A 21,951-nucleotide genomic window follows, 5' to 3' on the forward strand; every position below is an offset into this window, starting at 1 on the left:
TGTTTTATGTGGTGATATCGCCACGTAAGTCTGCCTGGCTGCCTGCATCAAAAACACTTCTAAATAAAAAAATATCATTTTAAAACAATTTGTTATCAAAGCAATTTGGCTAATTGGTATAATTATTGCTGCCAATATCTAAAGCTTTTGAGCGAGCGTTCAGTTTTATTTTAGGCCATAAACAAAAAGAGGAGTTGCTAAACATGAGCATCATGACAGAATACCGGCAAAAGTTGTCCACCGCAGCCAATGCCGTATCCGTTGTTAAATCAGGGGACTGGGTCGATTACGGCGCCTTCTTAACTGCACCTGAAACCCTTGATGCTGCGCTGGCCATGCGAGTCCATGAACTCAGGGATGTCAAGGTCAGAGCGCTGGCCTTTCCCGGCATTGCCGCCGTGGCTGCAGCAGACCCGGATACAGGCTGCATGATTTACAACTCCTGGCACTTCAGCAGCGGAGACCGAAAAGAACACGACAACGGGAACTGTCATTTCATTCCTTTTATTTACCACGAAGCTCCGTCCCATTATAAACAGAACATCAAATCCAATATCTGCATGCTTAAAGCTGCGCCCATGGACCGGTTCGGATATTTTAACTTCGGGGTTGCCAACTCCTTTCAAAAATCAATGATAGAAAACGCAGATACGGTCATTGTGGAAGTCAATGAAAACATGCCTTGCTGTTTGGGTGGTTCCAATGAATCTGTCCACATTCGTGATGTGGATTTTGTGGTGGAGACCGACAATAAGCCGCTTTTGACCCTGCCTGATCCGGTTATTACCGATGTGGATAAAACAATTGCAGGCATGATCGTAAGCCAAATCGAAGACGGTTCCTGCATCCAGCTTGGCATTGGTGGTATGCCCAACGCGGTGGGCAAAATGATTGCCCAATCGGATCTTAAGGACTTAGGCGTTCATACTGAAATGCTTGCCGATGCCTACCTGGATATGTATGAAGCCGGAAAAATTACCAATCTTAAAAAACGCCGTGATCCGGGAAAGATGGTTTACACCTTTGCCCTGGGCAGCGCCCGACTGTATGATTTTTTGAACAACAACCCTGCCTGTGCAAGTTGTTCCGTGGATTACACCAACAAGCTGAGCCATATATCTGATAACGACAAAACAGTCTCCATCAACAACGCCATTGAGGTGGATCTTTACGGCCAGGTCTCTTCGGAGTCATCCGGTTTCAGGCATCTTACCGGCACAGGCGGCCAGTTTGACTTTGCCTACGGCGCCTATCACTCCAAAGGGGGCAAGTCTTTTATCTGTCTAAGCTCTACGGTCAAAGACCGGGACGGCAGTATTAAATCCAGAATCCGGCCTGTTTTTGATAAAGGTTCCGTCATTACCCTGCCGCGAACCATTACCCAGTATGTTGTCACTGAATATGGAATGGTCTCCCTGAAAGGCAAGTCCACCTGGGAACGGGCCGAAGCCCTTATCAGCATAGCCCATCCGGACTTTAGGGACCAATTGATCAGGGATGCGGAGAAAATGCATATCTGGACCATGAAGAACCACGCTGACGGGCGCTATGCCGTCGCCTGACGTGTCATGTGCGGTTGATGATTTTATACGGCTTTAAAAAGCCGGCGTTTTAAAATATGTTTTGGACCCATGGGTGTAAAAACCTAATACGCCCATGACCCCCCTTGTAACCTTAAAAGTTTTTATAAAGGATAAAGTTTTATGGCACAATTGATTGCAGATCGAAGGGATGTGGACTTCGTATTACATGAACAACTGGACGTAGGCAAATTAAGCAAGGATGAACGCTTTGCCGAGTTCAAAAAAAAGACCGTTGATTTAATCGTAAGCGAAGCCAGAAATCTTGCAATTAAAGAGATCCTGCCTCTTCAAACAATAAGTGACGAAGGCTGCACGTTCAATGCCGGTGAAGTAACAGTACCCGAGGCCTTTCACAGTGTATATGCAGCGTATAATGAAGGTGAATGGCTGGGGATGACCGATGATCCCGAATGGGGCGGGCAGGGGATGCCGCATGCCGTTGCCATGGCAGCCAATGAGTATTTTTACGGCGCTTGTAATTCCTTTATGCTTTACAACATGCTTACCCATGGCGCGGCCAAACTTGTGGAGAAGTTCGGTACGGATGAGCAAAAGCAGATCTACCTTAAAAATATGCTGTCGGGAAAATGGTCCGGTACCATGCTTTTGACCGAACCGAATGCGGGCTCCGACCTTGCCGCCGTAGAGGCCACGGCCAAACCAAACGGGGACGGCACCTATTCTCTGTTCGGTAACAAAATTTTCATCTCCGCCGGCGAGCATGACATGGTGGAAAACATCATCCATCCGGTTCTGGCCAGAATCGAAGGCGCACCCGAAGGTATTGCCGGTATTTCCCTGTTCCTGGCGCCCAAATTCCGGGTGAACGCGGACGGCACTCCGGGAGAATTCAACGATGTGGTGTGTACAGGTATTGAGCACAAAATGGGCCTGCACGGCAATGCGACCTGTTCTTTGACCCTGGGGGGCAAATCAGGATGCATCGGTACCCTTTTGGGCCAGGAAAACAAAGGCGTGGCCGCCATGTTCGAGATGATGAACGAAGCCCGTCAGATGGTGGGACTCCAGGGGTTTGCCAACGCGTCTGCGTCGTATATGTATGCCCTGAATTATGCCCGGGAGCGGATTCAGTCCCGGGAACTCAAAGCCCCGGCCGGGTCAAAATCAGTGTCCATCATTCGTCATCCTGATGTGAAACGCCAGCTGATTACCATGAAGGCCTATGTGGAAGGCCTGCGCAGCCTGAATTACTTCTGCGCCATGTGTCATGATTTGGTTGCCGTGTCCACGGATGCGGATCAGAAAACCCATTATGAATATTTGCTGGAAGTCCTGACGCCTATTGTCAAAGGGTATGGGACGGATAAAGCCTTTGAGGTATGCAACCAGGGCATTCAGATCTACGGCGGTTACGGCTTTATCGAGGAATTCCCCGTGGCCCAGCTGCTCAGGGATTCCAGGATCTTCATGCTGTACGAGGGAACCAACGGCATCCAGTCCATTGATCTTTTAGGCCGGAAACTTTCCATGAAAAAAGGTGCGGCCTTCAACGCCCTGCTCGATGAAATCAAGAAAACCTTTGTTCTTGCCAAAGCAGCCGAAGGCCTTGAAGAGCTCACCGCCCGGCTCGAGGGGTTTTTCAATACGTATACAGAGGTGGCTGCCACACTGCAGGCCAAATCCAGGTCTGATGAATTTTTGACAGCCTATGCCTTTTCATACCCCTTCATGGAGGTCACAGGAGACCTTGCCATGGCCTGGATGCTTTTATGGCGGGCGGCAACGGCCACAGCCAACAAGGGTAAAAAGAAAAAAGATGACATGTTTTATGACGGACAGATCAAAACCGCCCGGTTTTTTATTAACCAGATCCTTGCTTCGACTGCAGGAAAATTGGATGCGCTTAAAGCGTGCGACAATGCGGTGGTTGAGATGGATGAAGCTGCCTTTGGAAGCAAGTAGCCGGATTTTTTGCCAAGGAGAAATTTTATGAAAGATGTCGTAATTGTCAGCGGCGCCCGAACTGCCATCGGCAGTTTTGGCGGGGTGCTGAAAACCGTCTCATCAGTGGATCTGGGTGCTGTGGTTATCCGGGCTGCCATGGAAAGGGCAGGGCTTCGGCCCGAAGTCAGTGACGAAATGCTGGCCTTTGCACCGGATAAATTGAGAGATAGGGGTAAGACAGAGCTGGAAGAAGCTTACGGAAACTGGAATGCCAATGCCACCCCAGTTGCTGTGGACGAGGTGATCATGGGCAATGTTCTGCAGGCAGGACAAGGCCAAAGCCCCGGAAGGCAGGCCATGATCCGGGCGGGTGTGCCAAAGGAAACCTACGGCTTTACAGTGAATAAAATATGCGGGTCAGGACTGAAGTCCATTGCCATTGGTGCATCATCCATCATGAGCGGGCAGGCCGATGTGGTGATTGCCGGCGGCCAGGAGAGCATGAGCAACGCTCCCATGGCCATGACGCGTGCCCGGTGGGGATACCGCATGGAGGTATCCGGAAAAGGGGAGATCTATGACCTGATGGTGTATGACGGTCTCTTTGAAATTTTTAACGGATATCACATGGGTGTGACCGCTGAGAATATTGCCGAACTTTACGATATTTCCAGGCATGACCAGGATAAGCTTTCCTGCATGAGCCACGCCAGGGCCCGGGAGGCCATTGCAAACGGCACGTTCAAAGAGGAGATCGTGCCGGTGACCACACGTACCCGCAAGGCAGAGGTGATTGTAGACACGGATGAGCGGCCCATGGAAACGTCCATGGAGAAGATGGCCAAGATGAAACCTGTGTTCAAAAAGGACGGGTCCGTTACGGCGGGTAATGCATCGGGCATCAACGATGGGGGTGCTGCGGTGGTCATGATGAGCGCGGATAAGGCCAAAGAACTTGGGCTGACACCCTATGTCAAGATCAAAGGATTTGCCACGGGCGGTGTGGACCCGGCATATATGGGGCTGGGGCCGATTCCTGCCGTGCGCCGGGTGTTGAAATCCACGGGCATGTCCATAAACGACATGGACATCATTGAGCTGAATGAAGCATTTGCAGCCCAGGCCTTGGGGTGCATGATAGAGCTGAATATTGATCCTGAATTTGCCAACCAGCTGGGCAGCGGCATCTCCCTGGGCCACCCCATCGGCTGCACCGGGGCCAGGCAGATGGTTACCCTGATCCACGAGATGAAGCGCAAAGGCTACGGCACAGGGCTTGTGTCCATGTGTATTGGCGGGGGTATGGGGATGGCCATGATCGTGGAAAATATGACTAAATAACAACTGATTTGACGAAAGGTCATAGATTTATATGAAAAAAATATGTGTAATCGGTGCCGGTACAATGGGTGCCGGAATCGCCCAGGTCTTTGCCGTTAACGGCTATATGGTGGTGTTGCGGGATATTGAACAGGAATTTGTTAATAGAGGCATTTCATTCATCTCCAAAAATTTGAACCGCATGGCGTCAAAGGGCAAATTGGAAGAGGTCATGGTTCAGCCGATTCTTTCCCGGATTATAGGCACAACCGATCCTGAAAACGCCCAGGATTGCGATCTTGTGGTGGAAGCTGCCGTGGAAAACATGAAGATCAAAAAGCAGATTTTCAGTGAACTTGACAATATCTGCAAACCTTCCACCATCCTGGCCACCAACACCTCTTCCCTTTCCATTGTCGAGGTGGCCACAGCCACAAAACGTCCGGATAAGGTGATCGGCATGCACTTTTTTAATCCGGCGCCTGTCATGGCCCTGATTGAGATCATCAGGGGTATTGCCACCTCTGACGAGACCTTTGACGCTGTAAAGGCATTGTCCCTGGATCTGGGCAAACAGCCGGTAGAGGTGGATGAAGCACCGGGGTTTGTGGTAAACCGGATATTGGTTCCCATGATCAATGAAGCTGCAGCCATATATGCCGAAGGCGTTGCCAGTGCCGAAGATATTGATACGGCCATGAAACTTGGTGCCAACCATCCCATAGGCCCCCTTGCCCTGGGAGACCTGGTGGGACTGGACGTCTGTCTGGCCATCATGGATGTCCTGTATGAAGAATTCAAGGATCCCAAATACAGGGCCACACCGCTGCTGCGAAAATATGTTCGTGCCGGTTGGCTCGGTCGAAAAAGCGGCAAAGGATTTTTCGATTATTAAAATTTTTTAAATACAATGGGCGTGAAATTGACTTTAAGATTTGATTTTGCGCCGACTATTTATAACCCATAAAATGCATTTGGCATTTTGATTTTTATTATTACGTTGATGATAACAGTAAAATACAGAAACCACCAAAACTTTGACAACTAAATCAAAAATGTACTTAATAAAAATTTAAAATAGCCTCACCCGTCGGGAGCCTCCTATGGCCGCATATCAGGCCATAGGGGGCTTGCATTTTTTAGGTACAAAATTGTAGAGATCCCAGGGCATGGATTTGGCCCGGTTGGATTTAACAATTCCCATCTTTTCTGTTTCAACGATAATACACGTTCAAGCGCTTTCGTCTACCGATTGAAAGATATTGGAATTTGGCCTTTTCTGTTACCCACTCCGCAACAAAAATTTATAAATTTTTATAGGTTACATACATTTTTTTATGAAATTATAAGGATGGAAATAGTTAATTCCTTTTGTTATGATAGATCCGAATAATCAATTTGATCCGGCTTAATCGGCTCATCTATAATATCAATTAAATTTATGATATGAAATCATAACAGCAATAATGGAGATATTATGGAGACAAATTCCAGCAAGAAGTTTTATGAAAAATTAGAATCAAAAGGGGTCTCAAGAAGAGATTTTCTCAAGTACTGTACAGCCCTGACTGCGACCATGGGCTTGTCGCACTCCTTTGTGGGGCAAGTGGCCGCGAAAATTGAAAAAGTGGCTGCGATACGTCCCCCGGTGGTGTGGCTGCATTTTTCTGAATGTACCGGATGTTCGGAAGCATTTTTAAGAACACCGGATGTGGGCGGCATCATTCTGGAAACCATTTCCGTAGAATACCATGAAACCCTCATGGCCGCGGCAGGTGTTCAGGCGGAAAAAAGCCTGCACGATGCTGTTGAGAAATACAAAGGCAAATTTGTCTGTATTGTGGAAGGGGCCATTGGGACCAGTTACAACGGTTCATACGGCAAGGTTGCCGGCAAAACCTTCCTTGAAATTGCCCGGGAAGTCATCCCCAAAGCTGCCACAACCATCTGTGTGGGGACCTGTTCCGCATACGGCGGTATATCTGCTGCGGCACCCAACCCAGGTGGGTATAAAGGCGTAAAAGATGCCATCGGAGTCAATACCATTAACCTGCCTGGCTGTCCCTTCAATCCATTAAACCTGCTTGGCACCATTCTCAAGTATTTAAACAACGAAAAGATCGAACTTGATGACTACGGCAGACCCATCTTTGCTTATGGGGAAACCGTTCATGACAATTGTCCGCGCCTCGAACATTATGAAAACGATGAGTTTGTCGAGGAATTCGGCTCCAAGGAAGCCGAGCTTGGATACTGTCTTTATAAAATGGGCTGCAGAGGCCCTGAAACCTATAATAATTGCCCCACCGCGAAATTTAACGACGCGACAAGTTTTCCCATTCAGGCCGGTCATCCCTGCATTGGCTGCAGTGAACCCGATTTTTGGGACAACATGACGCCGTTTTATGAAGAAATGTAGTAATCTCTCCTGATTCGCAGCGCACACGACTAGTAGTTAATAGTTCGCGGTACAGCATCTGATAGCTCACGCGGTACATTTTCCATACAATAAACACAACACATATGATGTGAAAGGATATTATTATGGGCAGAAGAATCATTGTTGATCCCATAACCAGAATAGAAGGCCACCTCAGAATAGAGGTGGAAGTTGAAAACGGCAAGGTCGTTGACGCCTGGTGTTCCGGGCAGATGTTCAGGGGCATTGAGGTTATGCTCCGGGGGCGCGATCCCAGGGATGCGCATCATTTTGTCCAGCGCTCCTGCGGCGTTTGTACCTATGTTCATGCACTTTCTTCGGTTCGCGCGGTGGAAAAGGCCTGCAACATAGAGATTCCGGAAAATGCACGGATCATCCGTAACCTGCTGCACGGCAGTCAGTTCCAGCATGACCACATTGTTCATTTTTATCATCTGCATGCCCTGGACTGGGTGGACATTGTCAGCGCCCTGTCAGCGGATCCGGCCAAGACAGCCAAGCTGTCTGAAAACGTATCCGGACGGCCCCAAAGTTCCGCCTACTTCAGCGACATTCAAACTAAGCTGAAAACTTTCGTAAACAGCGGACAGTTGGGCCCCTTTAACAATGCATATTGGGGGCATTCAGCCTACAATCTGCCGGCCGAAGCCAACCTTATGGCAGCTTCACATTATATTGAAGGCTTAAAACTGCAGGCCAAGGCTGCGCGCATGCACGCCATTTTCGGCGGCAAAAATCCCCATCCCCAGTCCCTGGTTGTCGGTGGTATCACATCCGTAAAAGACCTGACACCGGAGAGAATTGACGAATACACCCGGATCTGGAAAGAGACCAAGGCATTTATTGACGAAGTATACCTGCCTGACCTGCTGGCCATTGCCTCTTTTTATAAAGAGTGGAGTGCCATCGGCGGAAACAATGATACCTATCTTGCCTATGGCGAATTCCCCCGGAAAAAGGTTGATGACGACCTGCTGCTGCCCGGCGGTGTTGTGGACGCAAACCTGGCCTATGCGGCCGTGGATACGGATAAGATTACCGAAGACGTTACCCGGGCCTGGTATGAAAAAGGCGAGGCTAAACACCCCTTTTCCGGAGAAACCAAACCCATCGCCGGAGATATTTTCTACAACACCGACGATAAATACTCCTGGATCAAGGCCCCAAGATATGCCGGCAAAGCTGCGGAAGTCGGTCCCCTGGCCCGGGTACTGGTTGCTTATGCAAAGGGCAACGATCATGTGAAAAAATTGGTTGACCATACCCTCAAGACCCTTGACGTGGGAAAAGGCGCCCTGTTCTCCACCCTTGGCCGGACAGCCGCCCGGGCCATTGAAACCGTGGTTATTTCAGACGCCATGGAAGGCTGGATCGAAACATTGAAATCCAATATCGCATCGGGCAATAAAAAAACCTATCAACCCTGGACCATGCCGGACAAGGGCCGGGGATACGGTCTGAACGACGTGCCCCGGGGCGCGCTTGGGCATTGGATCGATATTAAAGGCGGTAAGATTAAAAATTACCAATACGTGGTGCCCTCCACATGGAATTTTGGGCCCCGTGACGGCAAAAAACAGAAAGGGCCTGTGGAAAGATCCCTTGTGGGCACGCCTGTGGCTGATCCGTCCAAACCGTTAGAAGTGCTGCGGAGCGTTCACTCATTTGACCCGTGCCTCGCATGTGCGGTTCACGTGATTGATCCCCACACCAACCAGACCTACGAGGTCAAGGTTATTTGATTTTACCCTAGGTGCTTGGCAAACTAGGTTGCGGCGGAATATACTGCCGCAACCCTTAATTTATAGACGGGACGGACATATACATTATCTATGGATATGAATAATATAACAGTTCTGGGGGTGGGTAATATTCTTTACACCGATGACGGTGTGGGTATCCGTGTGGTTGAAAAGCTTGAAAAAGAGTACGAATTCTCTGATAATGTCGACATTATAGACGGTGGTGTTCTCGGAGTGAATCTGTTGGGGATAATCTCCAATGCAGGCCGGCTTATTGTGGTGGATACAGTACTTAATCACGGGCGGCCCGGTGGTCTGCATCGGCTCGACCATGACCGGATCCCCAACAGGATTTTAGCAAAAAATTCCTTGCATCAAGTGGATCTTATTGAAGCATTGACCCTGTGCAGCGCCCTGGACCATGTGCCCGAGACCACCATCATCGGCATTGAACCCAAGGACATTGAAACCTTAAACGAACACCTGACCCCGGAAATTGGGGCCCGGCTGGATGACCTTGTCCAAAATGTTCTGGCAGAAGTGTCCCGTCTTGGCGGATCATTTAAGCCAAAGGTATAATCTTCGGCAATCATATTTAAGTTTCATGGTAAATAATCAGCCCTGGCAACATTAATACTTTAATTTCTTGTATGAATCATTTGAAATTTGATACCTTACTGTGGGCAGGTTGCATGCAATTGATCGGTAAAGGGGAAGGCTTAAAATGTCCAAAAGAATTTCTCCGGCATGGTGGCCGGTTCTGGCAATGGCGTCTCCGGTTCTTCTTCCCATGCTTTTCATTAAGAACCGCCGCTATACACATAACGTTGAAGCGTCGCAGAATTTAAATAACGCGCGCATAGCGCAGGCTCGTTTTCTGGAACTGCCTGAGCTTGAACGGTTTGAGTTGACCGTTCTTCTGGAACAAAAAGCCGCCCCGGGTTTTCTTAGTGCCCCAGGCGTTTCCTATTTAATCAAAACAGATAAGGGATCTATCCTCTTTGATCTGGGATTCGGCCCTGAAGTGCCGGCTTTGGCCCACAATGCAGAAAAGTTGAATTTTAAACTTAATCAGGTTGACGCATTGGTCATATCCCACCTGCATCCGGATCATATGGGGGGATTTAAAGCGGCTCGCAATAATAAGATCGCCATGCCCCGAGAATTTGGTAAAGGCAACGGAATGGCCTGTTTTACACCGGCAAAGGTTGGTGCTGAAGGTTTTGAAACCCACATGGTTCAAGGCCCCCGGATGCTGCCGGCAGGTATGGCCACCACCGGCCCCCTGTCAAGAAGCCTTTTTCTTATGGGGTGGACCGAAGAGCAGGCCATTGTTGCCCGGCTCAAGGATAAAGGTCTGGTTGTGATTACCGGATGTGGGCATCCAACCATTGAGACCATTATTCAGATGGCAAAACGGCTTTCAAGTGAACCCATATATGCCATTGGCGGAGGACTTCACTTTCCTGTTACCGACAGCCCCTTTCGCAAACCCGGCCTCAAGGTTCAGATGATCTGGGGAACGGGGAAGCCTCCATGGCAGAAAATTACGGAACAGGATCTCGAACAGACCATTGAGAACCTGGACGCCGTCAATCCCAAACATGTGTTTCTTTCTCCCCACGATACCTGTGATTATGCGCTGCAAAAATTTAAGGCTTTCCTTCATTGCCGGACTCATATTCTTGAATCCGGCGCAACATATTCGTTTTAAAGCGGAGAGAGGCGGTATCCAGCCGTATTGCGAATCGCAATACGTAAGAAAACAGACCCGGTAAAAGAGAAACTTGTCCCGGCTCAACTTCTTGTATAGAATGCAAAACACATATTCAAATATGAAAGGCGAAAAACGGCTTGCGACCGTTAAAAGGATAATTGACTGATGAAAATATGGCCCCTGCTGTTAAAGGCGCCTAAATACCTTGGGTTCTGGATGCTGGCGGATATTGCATATGTTTTTTCCCTGTTCTTTTTTTTGAATGCTGTTATTCCATTGAGCTTTTCCAAATTTCTTTTTGTTCATTTTTTGGCCATTGGCGTCGGCGCCATGGTGATGTTCAGCGGCTTGGGCGCCGGTATTCTCTGGATACCGGTTTTGACCTTTCTGGAAATCAGGCCTTCCGAGGCTGTTGCCATTTCAATATTTACCCAGATCGCCGGCAAAGGCACCGGGTCTTTGACCTATTTTTTTAACGGCATGGTTGACGTGAAAACAGCTGCTGCTTTTATTCCCATGGCGCTGACAGGTGTAACTCTTGGATTTTTATCCAGTTTCTACATATCCAGGGGATACGAACAGCTTTTGTTGTGCATTTTTGTGCTTATTGCCTCCTATCTTATGATCCGAACCATCCAGTCTCTCCGAAGCCCGGGCCCTGTTATTGACGTGCCGACAGTTATCCCGCCGCCCATTATTTATGCCAAAAGCTATCCGGTGGTTATTCTGGCTTCATTTTTCACTGGGCTTTTAAGCATCGGCAATACCGACTGGCTTATCCCCCATATGACGATTAAGCTCAAAATGCCGACCTCCCGGGCCGTGGCCACCAGTCTGCTCATCATGTTTGTAACCATCCTGTTTTACCTTTGCCTGGTCTGTATTAGTGTCTGGCAAGGGTATGCGTCCTGGCCCCATGGAACCTATCTGTTATTTGCAACCTGCAGCGGGGTTATCCTGGGCGGGCAGATCGGCACCCGCCTGATTCGAATCCCTTGGTTTGAAAGATATCAGAAACATACGTTTATTGTGCTGCTGGGCGCTTCTATTATACATTTACTGTGTTGAAAAATACTAAAGGAGATACGTTATGGCATACGAAACCATTATTGCAGAAACCCTTGACGGCCATGTGGCCAGTGTAACCCTGAATCGCACCGAGGCGATGAATACCTTTTCCAGTCAGATGGCCGAAGAACTGTATGATGCACTTAAAAAATTTGACACCGCCCCCGATGTCAGGGTCATTCTTATCAAAGGGGCGGGCAGGGCATTTTGTGCAGGGATTGATGTTAATGAACTCAAAGGCAAAACAACCAATCAATATCGTGAATGGATTGAGAAAATGGAAGCCCCGCTGGTGTTGATGTCTAAAATGCAAACCCCGGTGATCGCCCAGGTACACGGGGCTGCGGCAGCCAACGGCATGGGGCTTGTGGCGGCATCGGATTTGGCCATTGCCGCCGATAATGTGAAAATGGGGCTGACTGCCATCAATGTGGGGTTAAACTGTGTGGGGCCGGTGATTCCCGTGGCCCGGTGTGTGGGGCAAAAAAAGGCACTGGAGCTGCTGCTTTACGGGGAACTGATCAAGGCCGACCAGGCATTGGAACTTGGGCTTATCAATCGGGTGGTGTCTAAGGACGATCTGGATGAAGTGGCCATTGCATGGGCCCGGGATCTGGCAAAGAAGAGTCCGGTGGCCGTGAAAATCGCCAAGTCAGCGTTTTATGCGTCCCGGGATATGCCCTATGAAGCCCAGTTCGCGTACATGAACGAAGCCTTTGCCAGATTGTGCGATACCAATGATGCCAAGGAAGGGGTGGCGGCTTTTTTTGAAAAGCGTGCGCCGGTATGGCAGGAAAAATAAACTCCAACGTGGCATAAAGGTAAGCATATTTAATGATTCACTGGATTAAAGTTCTGCTCCGCTCAGGTTTCCAGAGCCGGGGGATGACCCTGGTTTTGGCATATATGATGCTTTTGGCTGTCTCAACAGGACTCATCTGCATTGCAGAACCATCCGGCAGCGCCCTGAACCATCCGGGCCAAGCCCTGTGGTGGAGCATCGTCACCTCAACCACGGTGGGATACGGGGACATGTATCCCACCTCATCATGGGGCAAAGTTATTGCTGCGGTTTTGCCTATGTTCATGGGGATCGGTCTTGGGGCCGCCTTTATTACCCATATTGCGTCGGTGTTGATAGAAAGGAGGGACAAAAACATGCACGGGGAAACGCCTTATAAAGGCTCAGGCCATATTCTGCTTGTGGGGTATACCCAGGAAACCGAATACCTTGTGGAACAGATCCGGGCGGACGAAACATACCGGGACAAGGATATCGTGGTTCTGGCCAATGAATCCCGGCATCCTTTCCCGGACCAGCCCCACACCTTTTTTGTCAAAGGTCGGCCTGATACCATCCCGGCCATGAACCGTGCCGGGACAGCCGATGCAGAACGGATTATTATTCATACGGGCAGTGATGAACTTTCCCTTTTTGTCCTGATCAATGCCCTGAATTTGAAAAATGAAACCTGTGAAATCACGGTTAGGTGTCTGTCCACCCAGAGCCTTGAAACTTTTTCGTCAGTGCCCGGGCAGTTTGAAACCGTCATGCAGATGACCGTGGAGATGATGGTCCAGGCCATGCAGGATAAGGTCCATCTGCCCCTCCAGATCCTGCTGAAAAATGATGAAGGCGAAGAGATCTATTATGTAAAAACCTCCCGGATAAAACAGGGCATGACATGGTGGGCGCTTCATCTTTTTTTAATGGAAATATACCGGTTTTTAAGCTTTGCACTTCAGTTGCCCGACGGCAGCATAAAAATTAATCCAGCCAAGGATGAACCGGTGACTGAAGACTGCGGGATCTGGCTTATTGCCGCAATCCGGCCCCTGCATATCCAATGGCCGGAATAACAGCCATGGGTTAATCTGACAATACCCGGGCTCAACCAACAACAATTTGCGTAAATAGTGGTTGGCCGGAAATTCGAATCGCTTGATTTTAAGGACTTCTGGTTCTTCAAAGGATACATCAGGTTTGGAATATGTCTTTCTCCTGCAAGTTTCTGTTCATTTTGGAGCTGAAATAACATCAGGAAATCTAAAAGTTGCAGAGCGTTTTCTTTGTCCTTGTCAGGGCCTTCAAGGGTATGAACGATTTTCTCAAATCTCCGCGGCCATCTGGAAAATATCAAGAGAAATTCGAAAAATAACTGTATAATTTCAATCTGTTTTCGATTTAAATTGTATTCGCGCTATAGTTGTTTGAGTTCTTGGTCTTCCCACCAGATGGGTATATTATAGAGTTTGGCAACCTGCTTACTTCTCTGAAAGTTTCAGTATTCTTTTTGATCATTTCCAATCCTCTATTTGCAGCATTACAAGCGTAATATGGTTAATTTTAATTTTTTGTATAGCAGAATCTGATGGCGTTCAACAGGTGCTTTGGGGTGACAAAATAGAAAATCAGCAGATACTAAATATTAGATTGACTTTAAAAGTCGTATCAAGTTAATTTTTGTTGCTGTTCAAATAAAATGAAAGAAAAAGAGTATGAATCTGAGATTGTTTTCCATATTAACAATTGTATTGTTTATTTTGTCCTCTGGGATTTCTGCTGCTGAAATAAATCATGCATCTTCAGCAAAGACAGTTGAAAGAAAAGTTGTTCCCAGCCAGCAGACAATGACGCATCCAGACCCTTCGGCCGACGTTTCCATGCCTGAAATTATAAAATTAGGTGAAAATCAATTTCAGATAGGGAAAATAGTATTGGACAAGAAGGATCATTCCATTGATATTAATGGAAAAGTGAACATGTCCTCGGGCATGGTTGAATATATTGCGTGTACGGCATATGGAAAGCTGCATGAAAGTGTTCTGGTTCTGGACGCAGAACCTTACCATATCCAGGTCGCTCTACTGCTGCTGGGCCTAAAGCCGGGAGACCACCCCATTGATTTTCAGGGTGCCCCCCAGAAACCATGCGGCGCTCCGGTCAGGATTCTTATTTCATGGCAGGCAGAAGGCAAAGCCGAGGAATATCCTCTGGAGACTGTACTGTTTTACAACGCATCACAGAATATCATGGAAAGCACGGACTGGGTGTTTACAGGTTCGCAGTTCCTGAACGGGAAATATCAGGCACAGGTTGAAGGGTCTATTATTGCCAGCTACCACGATCCGGTTGCGATCATAGACCACAGAAGTGATACAGGCACCGATGACACGTTGTACCAGGTTAATCATTCGGTGGTTCCAGCCGCAGGCACGCCGGTTTCCGTTAAAATCTATCCGGTAACTGACTCGGCTGTCATCACCAGAACCCGGTGTGGAAATTAAACTTAAGTCATGGGAGAAATTATGAAAGATGCTGAATATATAGGATTAACATCACAGAAAACAGCCGAGGAACTCCTGGGGATGTACTATCTGGAGGCCCGGTCATACCTGCTTGAAACAGCAGCAATTCTTGACAGAATAGAGAGGGCTTCCGGCGGGGAGGCGGCTATGGAAGACCCGAGAATAGAAACGCTGTTCAGCCTCTGCCTGATGCTTACCCGCCAGAAAAAAAATAGAGCTGAAAAATTTTTGAAGTTGCTTAGTGTTTAATATACAAGAAAATAAAAAAAGAGCCCAGTTTTGAAGAAAAAAGCCATTGTCCGTTATTCACGGAAAACAAACGCCGTCCCGTGTCCTTATGGCGATGTCAAAAGGGTGATTACAGGCGGGGAAGGCAGCGCAAATGTCCATATCGTCAGTGTTACGAAAGGAAAAGAACACTTTCACGAGGCCTATGAGGAAACGTATTATATTTTATCAGGGAAAGGGACCATCACTCTTGACGGCGATACCTGGGAAATTGAGTCAGGAACCGTCGTATACATACCGACTGGAATGCCCCATTCTCTGGAATCAACTTCCCCGGACCCACTCGTATTTATTATATTCGGTACGCCGCCCATGTCCATTGAGGATGACCGGGCTCGACCCATATCAAAACAGTAAGACCGATAGAAAGCAAAGGACATCATATGAAAGTAATAGAACCGCATATCCATATGATCGCAAGGACAACGCAGGACTATGAACGCATGGCAAGAATGCATACGGTGGCCTGTTGTGAGCCGGCATTCTGGGCCGGGTATGACAGAACGTCTGCAAACGCGTTCCATGATTATTTCACCCATATTTCAGAGTTTGAGCCCACCCGGGCCGCGCAATATAACATTGACCATTACTGCTATATCTGCATGAACCCCAAAGAGGCGGAAAACATTACACTTTCCAGAGAGGTGATTTCATTTATCCCTGAATTTTTGGACAGGCCTACGGTACTAGGTGTTGGAGAGATCGGCCTCAACAAGAATACCCGTAATGAAATGAAGGTCTTTGAAGAACAGGTTGAGTTAGCTGTGGAAAGGGGACTCCTTATGTGGATTCATACGCCTCACCTTGACGATAAATACAAAGGCACAAAAATGATGGTTGATTATCTCAACGGCCATAAAGGTGTTGACCCCGGGAAAGTGGCCTTTGACCACTGTGAGGAGCATACCATCAAAATGATTCTGGATTCAGGGTTTTGGGCTTCAATGACCATTTATCCCATGACTAAAAATTCACCGCCCAGGGTAATTGATTCGGTGGAAATTTTTGGTCTTGAACGGATGATGGCGGACGCGTCAGGCGATTGGGGACCGTCGGACCCTAAAACACTTCATGATGCTGTATTTGAAATGAAGAAAAGAGGGCACAGGGATCAGGATGTGGAGACGCTTTTTTACAACAATCCCTGCTATTTTTTAAATCAGTGCCCCAAATTTAAGCCAAATCCTGAGATAGAAAAGTCTGTTGCCTGGGCAAATGGATAGTCATTCAAGAACCATTGTTTTAAGTCTGAAAACCTGCCTTCTGCTGCCGGCATTCGTTTTTATATGTGTGTTTTCCCTTTTTTTTATTCTTCTCAACAGCTATCAGACCTCGAAATTTCTGGATAGGCGCCTGGAAAAAGAGGCGCTTCGAATTTCTAACATTGCCTATGAATATCGGTTTGTACTGAATGATTCGTATTTGAGAATGCTGGGGAAGGTCATTGAAGGAGAAATTGCCGTATTAAATCAAGACGGAAGAATTATCTCGGCTTCTTTTGACAAAGATACGGGCAAAGCGTTTCAGGATGTTATTAAACACAACGGCATTATAGAGCGCTACGGGCAGCAGCAAAATGATCAGGTTGCTGTAACGGCCAGAAAAGATAAGACCTGCTGTTATGTTGTATCAAAACGAATTCAGCTTAAACAGGACCCTGGCGCATCTTATATTATCATTATGACAAGCCTGGATGATCTGGAAACAGCTAAAAGAACGACTTTGACAAGAACGGCCCTGGCAGCCCTGGCGGCCCTGGTTGCAGCCATAAGTGCCGCTGTATTGCTGGCTGGAAGAACCAGCCGCCATTTTAAAAACATCCTTAATGTCACTGAGAAGATTGCTTCCGGGCGTTTTGACGCCAGGGCCGGATCATCAGGCATTCAGGAATTTCGGATTTTGGCAGATGCCGTTAACCGGATGTCTGATAGGCTGCTGGCCTATGAGAAAAAGCTGGTTAAAACCACCCATCAGCGATCCGTCAGTAAAATCACAGCCGCCATGGCACATGAAATAAAGAATCCCTTGGCCAGCATAAAAATGCTGATCCAGATTCTGGAAAAGAGATTGTCAGATGATCCGGAAGGGATGAAAATGGCCGCAATCCTCTTAAAAGAAATCAACCGGATAGACACGCTGGTTACGGATTTTAGAACGCTGTCGAGTCCGGTGGCGGCCTCGTTTTCCTTGACACCTGCCGAACTCCCCCTCAACGAAGTGATCTCTGTAATCAAGCCGAAACTGGACCACCTGAACATTCATTTTTCATCCGATATTGAATCTGACCTGCCTTCCTGCCAGATGGACAAAGACAAAGTCAAACAGGTTTTGTGGAATTTGATGATTAACAGTGCCGACAGCATGCCGGGAGGCGGGCAGATATTTATTTCGCTCAGGCACAGCAAGGAGAGGAATATGGTTGAATACCAGATCGAAGATATAGGATCCGGCATTGAGGACGATGATGTGGAGAATCTGTTTGCACCGTTTTTCACAACCAAAAAAGAAGGCATTGGCATCGGGCTTTACGTCAGCCGGGAAATCGCTGTGGCCCACAAAGGAACACTGGTGCTGGGAAGCGGTGCAAAAGGAACCCGTGCAGTGTTATCTATTCCATGTACCCAATCGTCATAAGGAAAAGGAGCAAACAAAATGGCTTGTATCCTGGTCGTGGATGACGAAGAATCAATTTGTTATGCATTTTCTGAATGCATAACGCAGATGGGCCATATGCCCGTGGCCGCCTCCAATGTCAAGGATGCACTTAAGAAGATCCGAGAACGCACGCCGGAAATTGTTTTTCTTGATAACCGGCTGCCGGGCGAAAGCGGTTTGTCCCTGCTGAAAAAAATACAATCCATGGAAAACAGACCTGTCGTTGTGATTATGACAGCCTACGGCACAATGGATACGGCAATTGATGCCGTAAAATACGGTGCCTTCGAGTACTTGTTAAAACCTGTTGATTTAACCCGGATTGAAGAAATTGTTCACAGAATTCTGCACATGGGGGACTCTGAAGCCGTGCACTTGACCGGTGAGAGCATCAGTGAGCCTGATATGGCGGCTGATATGCTCATTGGCTCATCCAACGCGCTATCTGACATTTATAAAATGATCGGTCTGCTGACAACCAACGATGTCCCTGTACTCATTGAAGGAGAAAGCGGGGTGGGCAAAGAACTGCTTGCCCGCGCCATTCATAACCGCAGTGATCGAAAAGGAGCCCCTTTTGTGGCTGTCAACTGTGGTGCAATTCCTGAACATCTCATCGAATCGGAATTGTTCGGCCATGAAAAAGAGGCCTATCCGGGTGCAGACCAAAGGAAAAAAGGAAAATTTGAAACCGCCCGGAACGGGACCCTTTTTCTGGATGATATTAGCCGGCTAAATGCTCTGATGCAGATTAAATTATTTCAGGCACTTCAGAATAAAGCCATCCAGCGGGTAGGAGGTGCTCAGGATGTCTCGATTGAATCGGTCCGGATGATTACGGCCTCCGATCGCAGGTTGCTCGAAGAGATGAAATCCGGGCGTTTCAGGAGTGATCTGTATTACCGTCTGCAGTTGATTACATTAAAAATCCCCCCCTTACGCGAGCGAAGACCGGATATCCCTGATTTAATTTCTCATTTCATTAAAAAGGCGAATCTGGAAATGGGCCTGGCTGTTAAAGGTATTGAAAAAAATGCGCTGGATCGCCTGATGGAATATGACTGGCCCGGAAATGCCAGGGAGCTGGAAAGTGTGATTAAACGGGGGGCAATTTTATGCCGATCAGAGACCATCTGCGCACATCATATTGAACTTCCCGATACTGCCGGCAACAGAGCGTTTGAAAACACAGAGTCAGTATCCATTGATAGCCAGGTTACCCGATGGTATGAAAAACGCAATCAGATGTTTCCCGGAGAAAGAAAGCTGTTTGCCCGGATTGTGTCATCCGTTGAAAAAGCATTGATTGCCCAAGCCCTGGAAGAATGCGGACAGAATCAACTGAAAGCCTCAGAGCTGCTCGGGATGAACCGGACAACCCTGAGAAATAAAATCAAAGAATTCAAGATTTAATTGCACTGCAATATTCTTCCAGAAGTGAAAACTGCTTACCTAAAGCATGCTCATCGACTCCCCAGGGGGATTTGAAAAATGAGGCCATATGGGTCATTACACCGGATTCTTCTCTATCAAGGGCCAGGAAGGCAAATCTGGCCAAATCAAGAATCAGCGGGGCGGCCAGAACGGAATCACAGCCCTGCCAGATAAACTGCATACTCATTTTTGTATTTAAAAATCCCTGGAAATGAATGAAATCCCAGGCCGTTTTCCGGTCTCCCAATGAGGGGACATAATCAATGGATACTTTTGAATGGGGATGATATCCGAGAATATGGGGCAGGAGTCTGTCCTTGCTTTTTATTTTTGAGGCCCCGTTCTCATGATTCTGCAAAATTTTGCCGTCGGTGTTTCCAAGAATATTATACCCTTCCCAGCTGAGCACTTCCAGATTCCGCATGGCAAACATGGGGGCAAGCGCTGATTTTACCAGTGTCTCCCCTGTTTTGCCATCATTTCCCATCACCGGAACACCATACTGGCGGGCCAGTTCCACCAGACCATGGGAAAATCCGCCCTCGGACGGGGTAAAATTGATATACCCGCAGCCGGATGTGATGGCGGCGTAGGCATAAAGAAAACTGGGTCGGATACATTCCGTCATGTTCTTTTTAATTATGCTGGAAATGCCTTTAGCTGTGTCAAACAAGCATGCATCTTTGACCGGCGGTTCTGTGGATGTCAGGTTGATCACCACAATTTGCGCAAGATCGTTCTCCTCCCGAAAGCGTACAATATCATAATGGATTTTTTCAACCGCTTCTGTCAGGCTGCCTGTTTTAACTACATGAGATTGTTCAGAAATGCCGGAAATCGCCTCTCCAGCATTAAGAATAACTCCGGGAAATGATTGCTTCTGTATAGATTTTACGCTGTCTGTTAATAGGTACAGTTGTTCAATATCTTCTATCCCGGTATCTTTGATGGGGCTAAAGGCATCCCTGCCGGATCTGATATCCCAGCCGCCGAAAACAATATCATCAAAATCTGTAAAGGGAATATGGCTGCATTCTTCTGAAGTTGAAATCATTCCGGTGGGCGGGCAAATTTCGTTTGCAATGGCCATGGCCCCTGCCATGGTAACGGTTGAGAGATGCCCGCACAGTCCGATGAAAAGGAGTCCGCGTTTGTTAGCCATATGTTGTTACTCCAAAAAAATAAATAATTGGGATACACGCCCTTAAAGAGTGACATGTACCCGAGAGTACTATTCAGATACACCGGAATCTTCCAGTCTCCGGCCTATTTGCTATCAGGGATTTAGTTCAATGTAAATTGGGTAAGCAATATTATTTTTAGGGTTGAAACGTTCGATGTAGAGGGCTGTTTGTCCCGGAGCTTTATTGGTGCAGGCATACCGAAGGGATACAATAAGTTTCACTTGCTGCCGCCTTTTATATGTGGTGTGATACATTTTAAACAAATGGGATGGCTATTAAGCGAACAGGCCCCGGCAGACACCGTGTAGCGGATTTGCCGGGGCCTGATGTTTTTAATACGTTAAATTAAAAAAAGGCTTGTTTATCCCGGGACAAACGGTCTTTTCAGCCCGGCTGTTAAATAGAAAAACTCTTTTTTCGGCCCATACCTGCGAGGCCGATCAAACCCAGGCCGAACAGTAGCATAGTGGCGGGTTCAGGAACAGCAGCTTCATTTACCGTAATCGAAAGATTAGCAGATATATTAAAACTGTCGACTCCGAGTTCACCCAAATTAATTCCAATCCCTGAATATGGGTCAATAAACTCATACATCAGTCCGTAAAAATCTTCGTCATACTGCCCTGAAACAGTCAACGTATCTGTTCCGAAGCCCAGTGCTTCAAATGTTAAAGTGGCAAGTAGTATTGATGTGTTATAGTCGGCTGGAAAAAATAAATCACCAACAAAGGAGTCTATTACACTAAAAGAACCTGGCCCTGAAATAGAATCATAAAGCGTATATTCTGAATAGGAAAACACTGACCAGTCTCCATCAGAAGAGGTATCGAAACCAAATGAAGTAAGACCTAAACTCGGATCTAAGGATGAACTTCGATTAACATACACCTGCACATCAAATGTTTCTCCTACATGAATATCGTTATCCAGCAGGATTAAATCAATGGTACTTGATATTGCAGGCGACGCAGCAACTATTCCGGCAAATAACAACGCGATCAACCATAAAAACAATTTTTTGGACATTTTGAAACCCTCTAATTTTTTTGACTTATAATCTTAATATTGTTTCAGTTGTAATTATTCGTCTGCAAATAAAATACCGACTGTTCAATATGGTAAGATATATTTTAAGTCACTCGTTAACCCTACAGTCATAAGGCTTTCGTCGGTTTTCATGTGTTAAATATTTAATTTTTTTCCCGGCAAACCAATTTTTCATATAGGGTGTGAAAAATAATATATATATATTGTTACTTTATTTGCATACCTTATGGGAAATAAAACGGAGTGTTGTATCTTACGA

General features: G+C 47.2%; 19 protein-coding genes. 17 read left to right on the top strand and 2 right to left on the bottom strand.

The genetic code is table 11. The annotated features are described in order from the left end of the window. Window positions 1–203 precede the first annotated feature (203 nt). The 17 genes from B147_RS0100525 to B147_RS0100610 all read left to right on the top strand — a co-directional run bounded on the left by B147_RS0100525 (window position 204) and on the right by B147_RS0100610 (window position 19,440). Complete coding sequence (locus tag B147_RS0100525) at window positions 204–1,562, top strand: acetyl-CoA hydrolase/transferase family protein (RefSeq protein WP_020585305.1); 1,359 nt, start codon at window positions 204–206, stop codon at window positions 1,560–1,562. A 141-nt stretch (window positions 1,563–1,703) separates the two neighbouring features. After that, the gene (locus tag B147_RS0100530; protein ID WP_020585306.1) at window positions 1,704–3,506 is read left to right on the top strand and encodes an acyl-CoA dehydrogenase; all 1,803 of its coding nucleotides are present in this window, start codon (window positions 1,704–1,706) and stop codon (window positions 3,504–3,506) included. A gap of 27 nt (window positions 3,507–3,533) precedes the next feature. Next, window positions 3,534–4,829 carry a thiolase family protein gene (locus B147_RS0100535; protein ID WP_020585307.1) on the top strand — a complete coding sequence of 432 codons (1,296 nt, stop codon included), beginning with the start codon at window positions 3,534–3,536 and terminating at the stop codon, window positions 4,827–4,829. Window positions 4,830–4,860: 31 nt separating this feature from the next. Beyond that, entirely contained in the window at window positions 4,861–5,703 is an 843-nt protein-coding gene (locus B147_RS0100540) for a 3-hydroxybutyryl-CoA dehydrogenase (RefSeq protein WP_020585308.1), read from the top strand. Window positions 5,704–6,285: 582 nt separating this feature from the next. Then, window positions 6,286–7,227 (top strand): hydrogenase small subunit, encoded by a 942-nt coding sequence (locus B147_RS0100550; RefSeq protein WP_020585309.1) that lies wholly within the window; start codon window positions 6,286–6,288, stop codon window positions 7,225–7,227. A gap of 125 nt (window positions 7,228–7,352) precedes the next feature. Next, window positions 7,353–8,990: a nickel-dependent hydrogenase large subunit gene (locus B147_RS0100555; RefSeq protein WP_020585310.1), complete on the top strand. Its 1,638-nt coding sequence runs from the start codon at window positions 7,353–7,355 to the stop codon at window positions 8,988–8,990. Window positions 8,991–9,080: 90 nt separating this feature from the next. Further along, entirely contained in the window at window positions 9,081–9,569 is a 489-nt protein-coding gene (locus B147_RS0100560; protein WP_020585311.1) for a HyaD/HybD family hydrogenase maturation endopeptidase, read from the top strand. A 145-nt stretch (window positions 9,570–9,714) separates the two neighbouring features. Further along, window positions 9,715–10,704 carry an MBL fold metallo-hydrolase gene (locus B147_RS0100565; RefSeq protein ID WP_020585312.1) on the top strand — a complete coding sequence of 330 codons (990 nt, stop codon included), beginning with the start codon at window positions 9,715–9,717 and terminating at the stop codon, window positions 10,702–10,704. A 168-nt stretch (window positions 10,705–10,872) separates the two neighbouring features. Next, the gene (locus B147_RS0100570) at window positions 10,873–11,775 is read left to right on the top strand and encodes a sulfite exporter TauE/SafE family protein (protein WP_020585313.1); all 903 of its coding nucleotides are present in this window, start codon (window positions 10,873–10,875) and stop codon (window positions 11,773–11,775) included. A 22-nt stretch (window positions 11,776–11,797) separates the two neighbouring features. Beyond that, a complete protein-coding gene (locus B147_RS0100575; protein ID WP_020585314.1) occupies window positions 11,798–12,577 on the top strand; it encodes an enoyl-CoA hydratase/isomerase family protein in 780 nt (259 codons plus the stop codon). 32 nt (window positions 12,578–12,609) lie between these two features. Then, complete coding sequence (locus B147_RS0100580) at window positions 12,610–13,635, top strand: potassium channel family protein (protein WP_020585315.1); 1,026 nt, start codon at window positions 12,610–12,612, stop codon at window positions 13,633–13,635. A gap of 771 nt (window positions 13,636–14,406) precedes the next feature. After that, window positions 14,407–15,063, top strand: coding sequence for a YdjY domain-containing protein (locus B147_RS0100585; protein ID WP_157237703.1), 657 nt, complete (start codon window positions 14,407–14,409; stop codon window positions 15,061–15,063). Window positions 15,064–15,084: 21 nt separating this feature from the next. Next, window positions 15,085–15,333, top strand: a complete 249-nt coding sequence (locus B147_RS27025; RefSeq protein ID WP_020585317.1) for a hypothetical protein — start codon at window positions 15,085–15,087, stop codon at window positions 15,331–15,333. Between the two features lie 30 nt (window positions 15,334–15,363). Then, window positions 15,364–15,729, top strand: coding sequence for a cupin domain-containing protein (locus B147_RS27030; RefSeq protein ID WP_020585318.1), 366 nt, complete (start codon window positions 15,364–15,366; stop codon window positions 15,727–15,729). A gap of 26 nt (window positions 15,730–15,755) precedes the next feature. Continuing rightward, window positions 15,756–16,595, top strand: coding sequence for a TatD family hydrolase (locus B147_RS0100600; protein ID WP_020585319.1), 840 nt, complete (start codon window positions 15,756–15,758; stop codon window positions 16,593–16,595). Continuing rightward, window positions 16,588–18,006, top strand: a complete 1,419-nt coding sequence (locus tag B147_RS0100605; protein ID WP_020585320.1) for a sensor histidine kinase — start codon at window positions 16,588–16,590, stop codon at window positions 18,004–18,006. The genes B147_RS0100600 and B147_RS0100605 overlap by 8 nt, the downstream gene beginning before the upstream one ends. Before the next feature lie 18 nt (window positions 18,007–18,024). Beyond that, window positions 18,025–19,440, top strand: coding sequence for a sigma-54-dependent transcriptional regulator (locus tag B147_RS0100610; RefSeq protein ID WP_020585321.1), 1,416 nt, complete (start codon window positions 18,025–18,027; stop codon window positions 19,438–19,440). Here B147_RS0100610 and B147_RS0100615 read toward each other — a convergent pair. Together B147_RS0100615 and B147_RS30815 are read right to left on the bottom strand one after the other, a co-directional pair. Beyond that, complete coding sequence (locus B147_RS0100615; RefSeq protein WP_020585322.1) at window positions 19,430–20,623, bottom strand: inositol-3-phosphate synthase; 1,194 nt, start codon at window positions 20,621–20,623, stop codon at window positions 19,430–19,432. The genes B147_RS0100610 and B147_RS0100615 overlap by 11 nt on opposite strands. 418 nt (window positions 20,624–21,041) lie before the next feature. Further along, entirely contained in the window at window positions 21,042–21,671 is a 630-nt protein-coding gene (locus tag B147_RS30815) for a PEP-CTERM sorting domain-containing protein (RefSeq protein ID WP_083927771.1), read from the bottom strand. Window positions 21,672–21,951 lie beyond the last annotated feature (280 nt).

Origin of the sequence: Desulfobacter curvatus DSM 3379 (genome assembly GCF_000373985.1) — a bacterium.
In the GTDB taxonomy this organism is placed as follows: Bacteria; Desulfobacterota; Desulfobacteria; order Desulfobacterales; family Desulfobacteraceae; genus Desulfobacter; species Desulfobacter curvatus.

What these genes read in the sequence shown, in the direction of transcription:
- B147_RS0100585 (WP_157237703.1), top strand. Translation starts at nt 14,407, where the DNA reads ATGACGCATCCAGACCCTTCGGCCGACGTTTCCATGCCTGAAATTATA.
- B147_RS0100540 (WP_020585308.1), top strand. Translation starts at nt 4,861, where the DNA reads ATGAAAAAAATATGTGTAATCGGTGCCGGTACAATGGGTGCCGGAATC.
- B147_RS0100615 (WP_020585322.1), bottom strand. Translation starts at nt 20,623, where the DNA reads ATGGCTAACAAACGCGGACTCCTTTTCATCGGACTGTGCGGGCATCTC.
- B147_RS0100565 (WP_020585312.1), top strand. Translation starts at nt 9,715, where the DNA reads ATGTCCAAAAGAATTTCTCCGGCATGGTGGCCGGTTCTGGCAATGGCG.
- B147_RS0100555 (WP_020585310.1), top strand. Translation starts at nt 7,353, where the DNA reads ATGGGCAGAAGAATCATTGTTGATCCCATAACCAGAATAGAAGGCCAC.
- B147_RS0100550 (WP_020585309.1), top strand. Translation starts at nt 6,286, where the DNA reads ATGGAGACAAATTCCAGCAAGAAGTTTTATGAAAAATTAGAATCAAAA.
- B147_RS0100530 (WP_020585306.1), top strand. Translation starts at nt 1,704, where the DNA reads ATGGCACAATTGATTGCAGATCGAAGGGATGTGGACTTCGTATTACAT.
- B147_RS0100600 (WP_020585319.1), top strand. Translation starts at nt 15,756, where the DNA reads ATGAAAGTAATAGAACCGCATATCCATATGATCGCAAGGACAACGCAG.
- B147_RS0100580 (WP_020585315.1), top strand. Translation starts at nt 12,610, where the DNA reads ATGATTCACTGGATTAAAGTTCTGCTCCGCTCAGGTTTCCAGAGCCGG.
- B147_RS27025 (WP_020585317.1), top strand. Translation starts at nt 15,085, where the DNA reads ATGAAAGATGCTGAATATATAGGATTAACATCACAGAAAACAGCCGAG.
- B147_RS0100610 (WP_020585321.1), top strand. Translation starts at nt 18,025, where the DNA reads ATGGCTTGTATCCTGGTCGTGGATGACGAAGAATCAATTTGTTATGCA.
- B147_RS0100560 (WP_020585311.1), top strand. Translation starts at nt 9,081, where the DNA reads ATGGATATGAATAATATAACAGTTCTGGGGGTGGGTAATATTCTTTAC.
- B147_RS0100525 (WP_020585305.1), top strand. Translation starts at nt 204, where the DNA reads ATGAGCATCATGACAGAATACCGGCAAAAGTTGTCCACCGCAGCCAAT.
- B147_RS0100605 (WP_020585320.1), top strand. Translation starts at nt 16,588, where the DNA reads ATGGATAGTCATTCAAGAACCATTGTTTTAAGTCTGAAAACCTGCCTT.
- B147_RS30815 (WP_083927771.1), bottom strand. Translation starts at nt 21,671, where the DNA reads ATGTCCAAAAAATTGTTTTTATGGTTGATCGCGTTGTTATTTGCCGGA.
- B147_RS0100535 (WP_020585307.1), top strand. Translation starts at nt 3,534, where the DNA reads ATGAAAGATGTCGTAATTGTCAGCGGCGCCCGAACTGCCATCGGCAGT.
- B147_RS0100570 (WP_020585313.1), top strand. Translation starts at nt 10,873, where the DNA reads ATGAAAATATGGCCCCTGCTGTTAAAGGCGCCTAAATACCTTGGGTTC.
- B147_RS0100575 (WP_020585314.1), top strand. Translation starts at nt 11,798, where the DNA reads ATGGCATACGAAACCATTATTGCAGAAACCCTTGACGGCCATGTGGCC.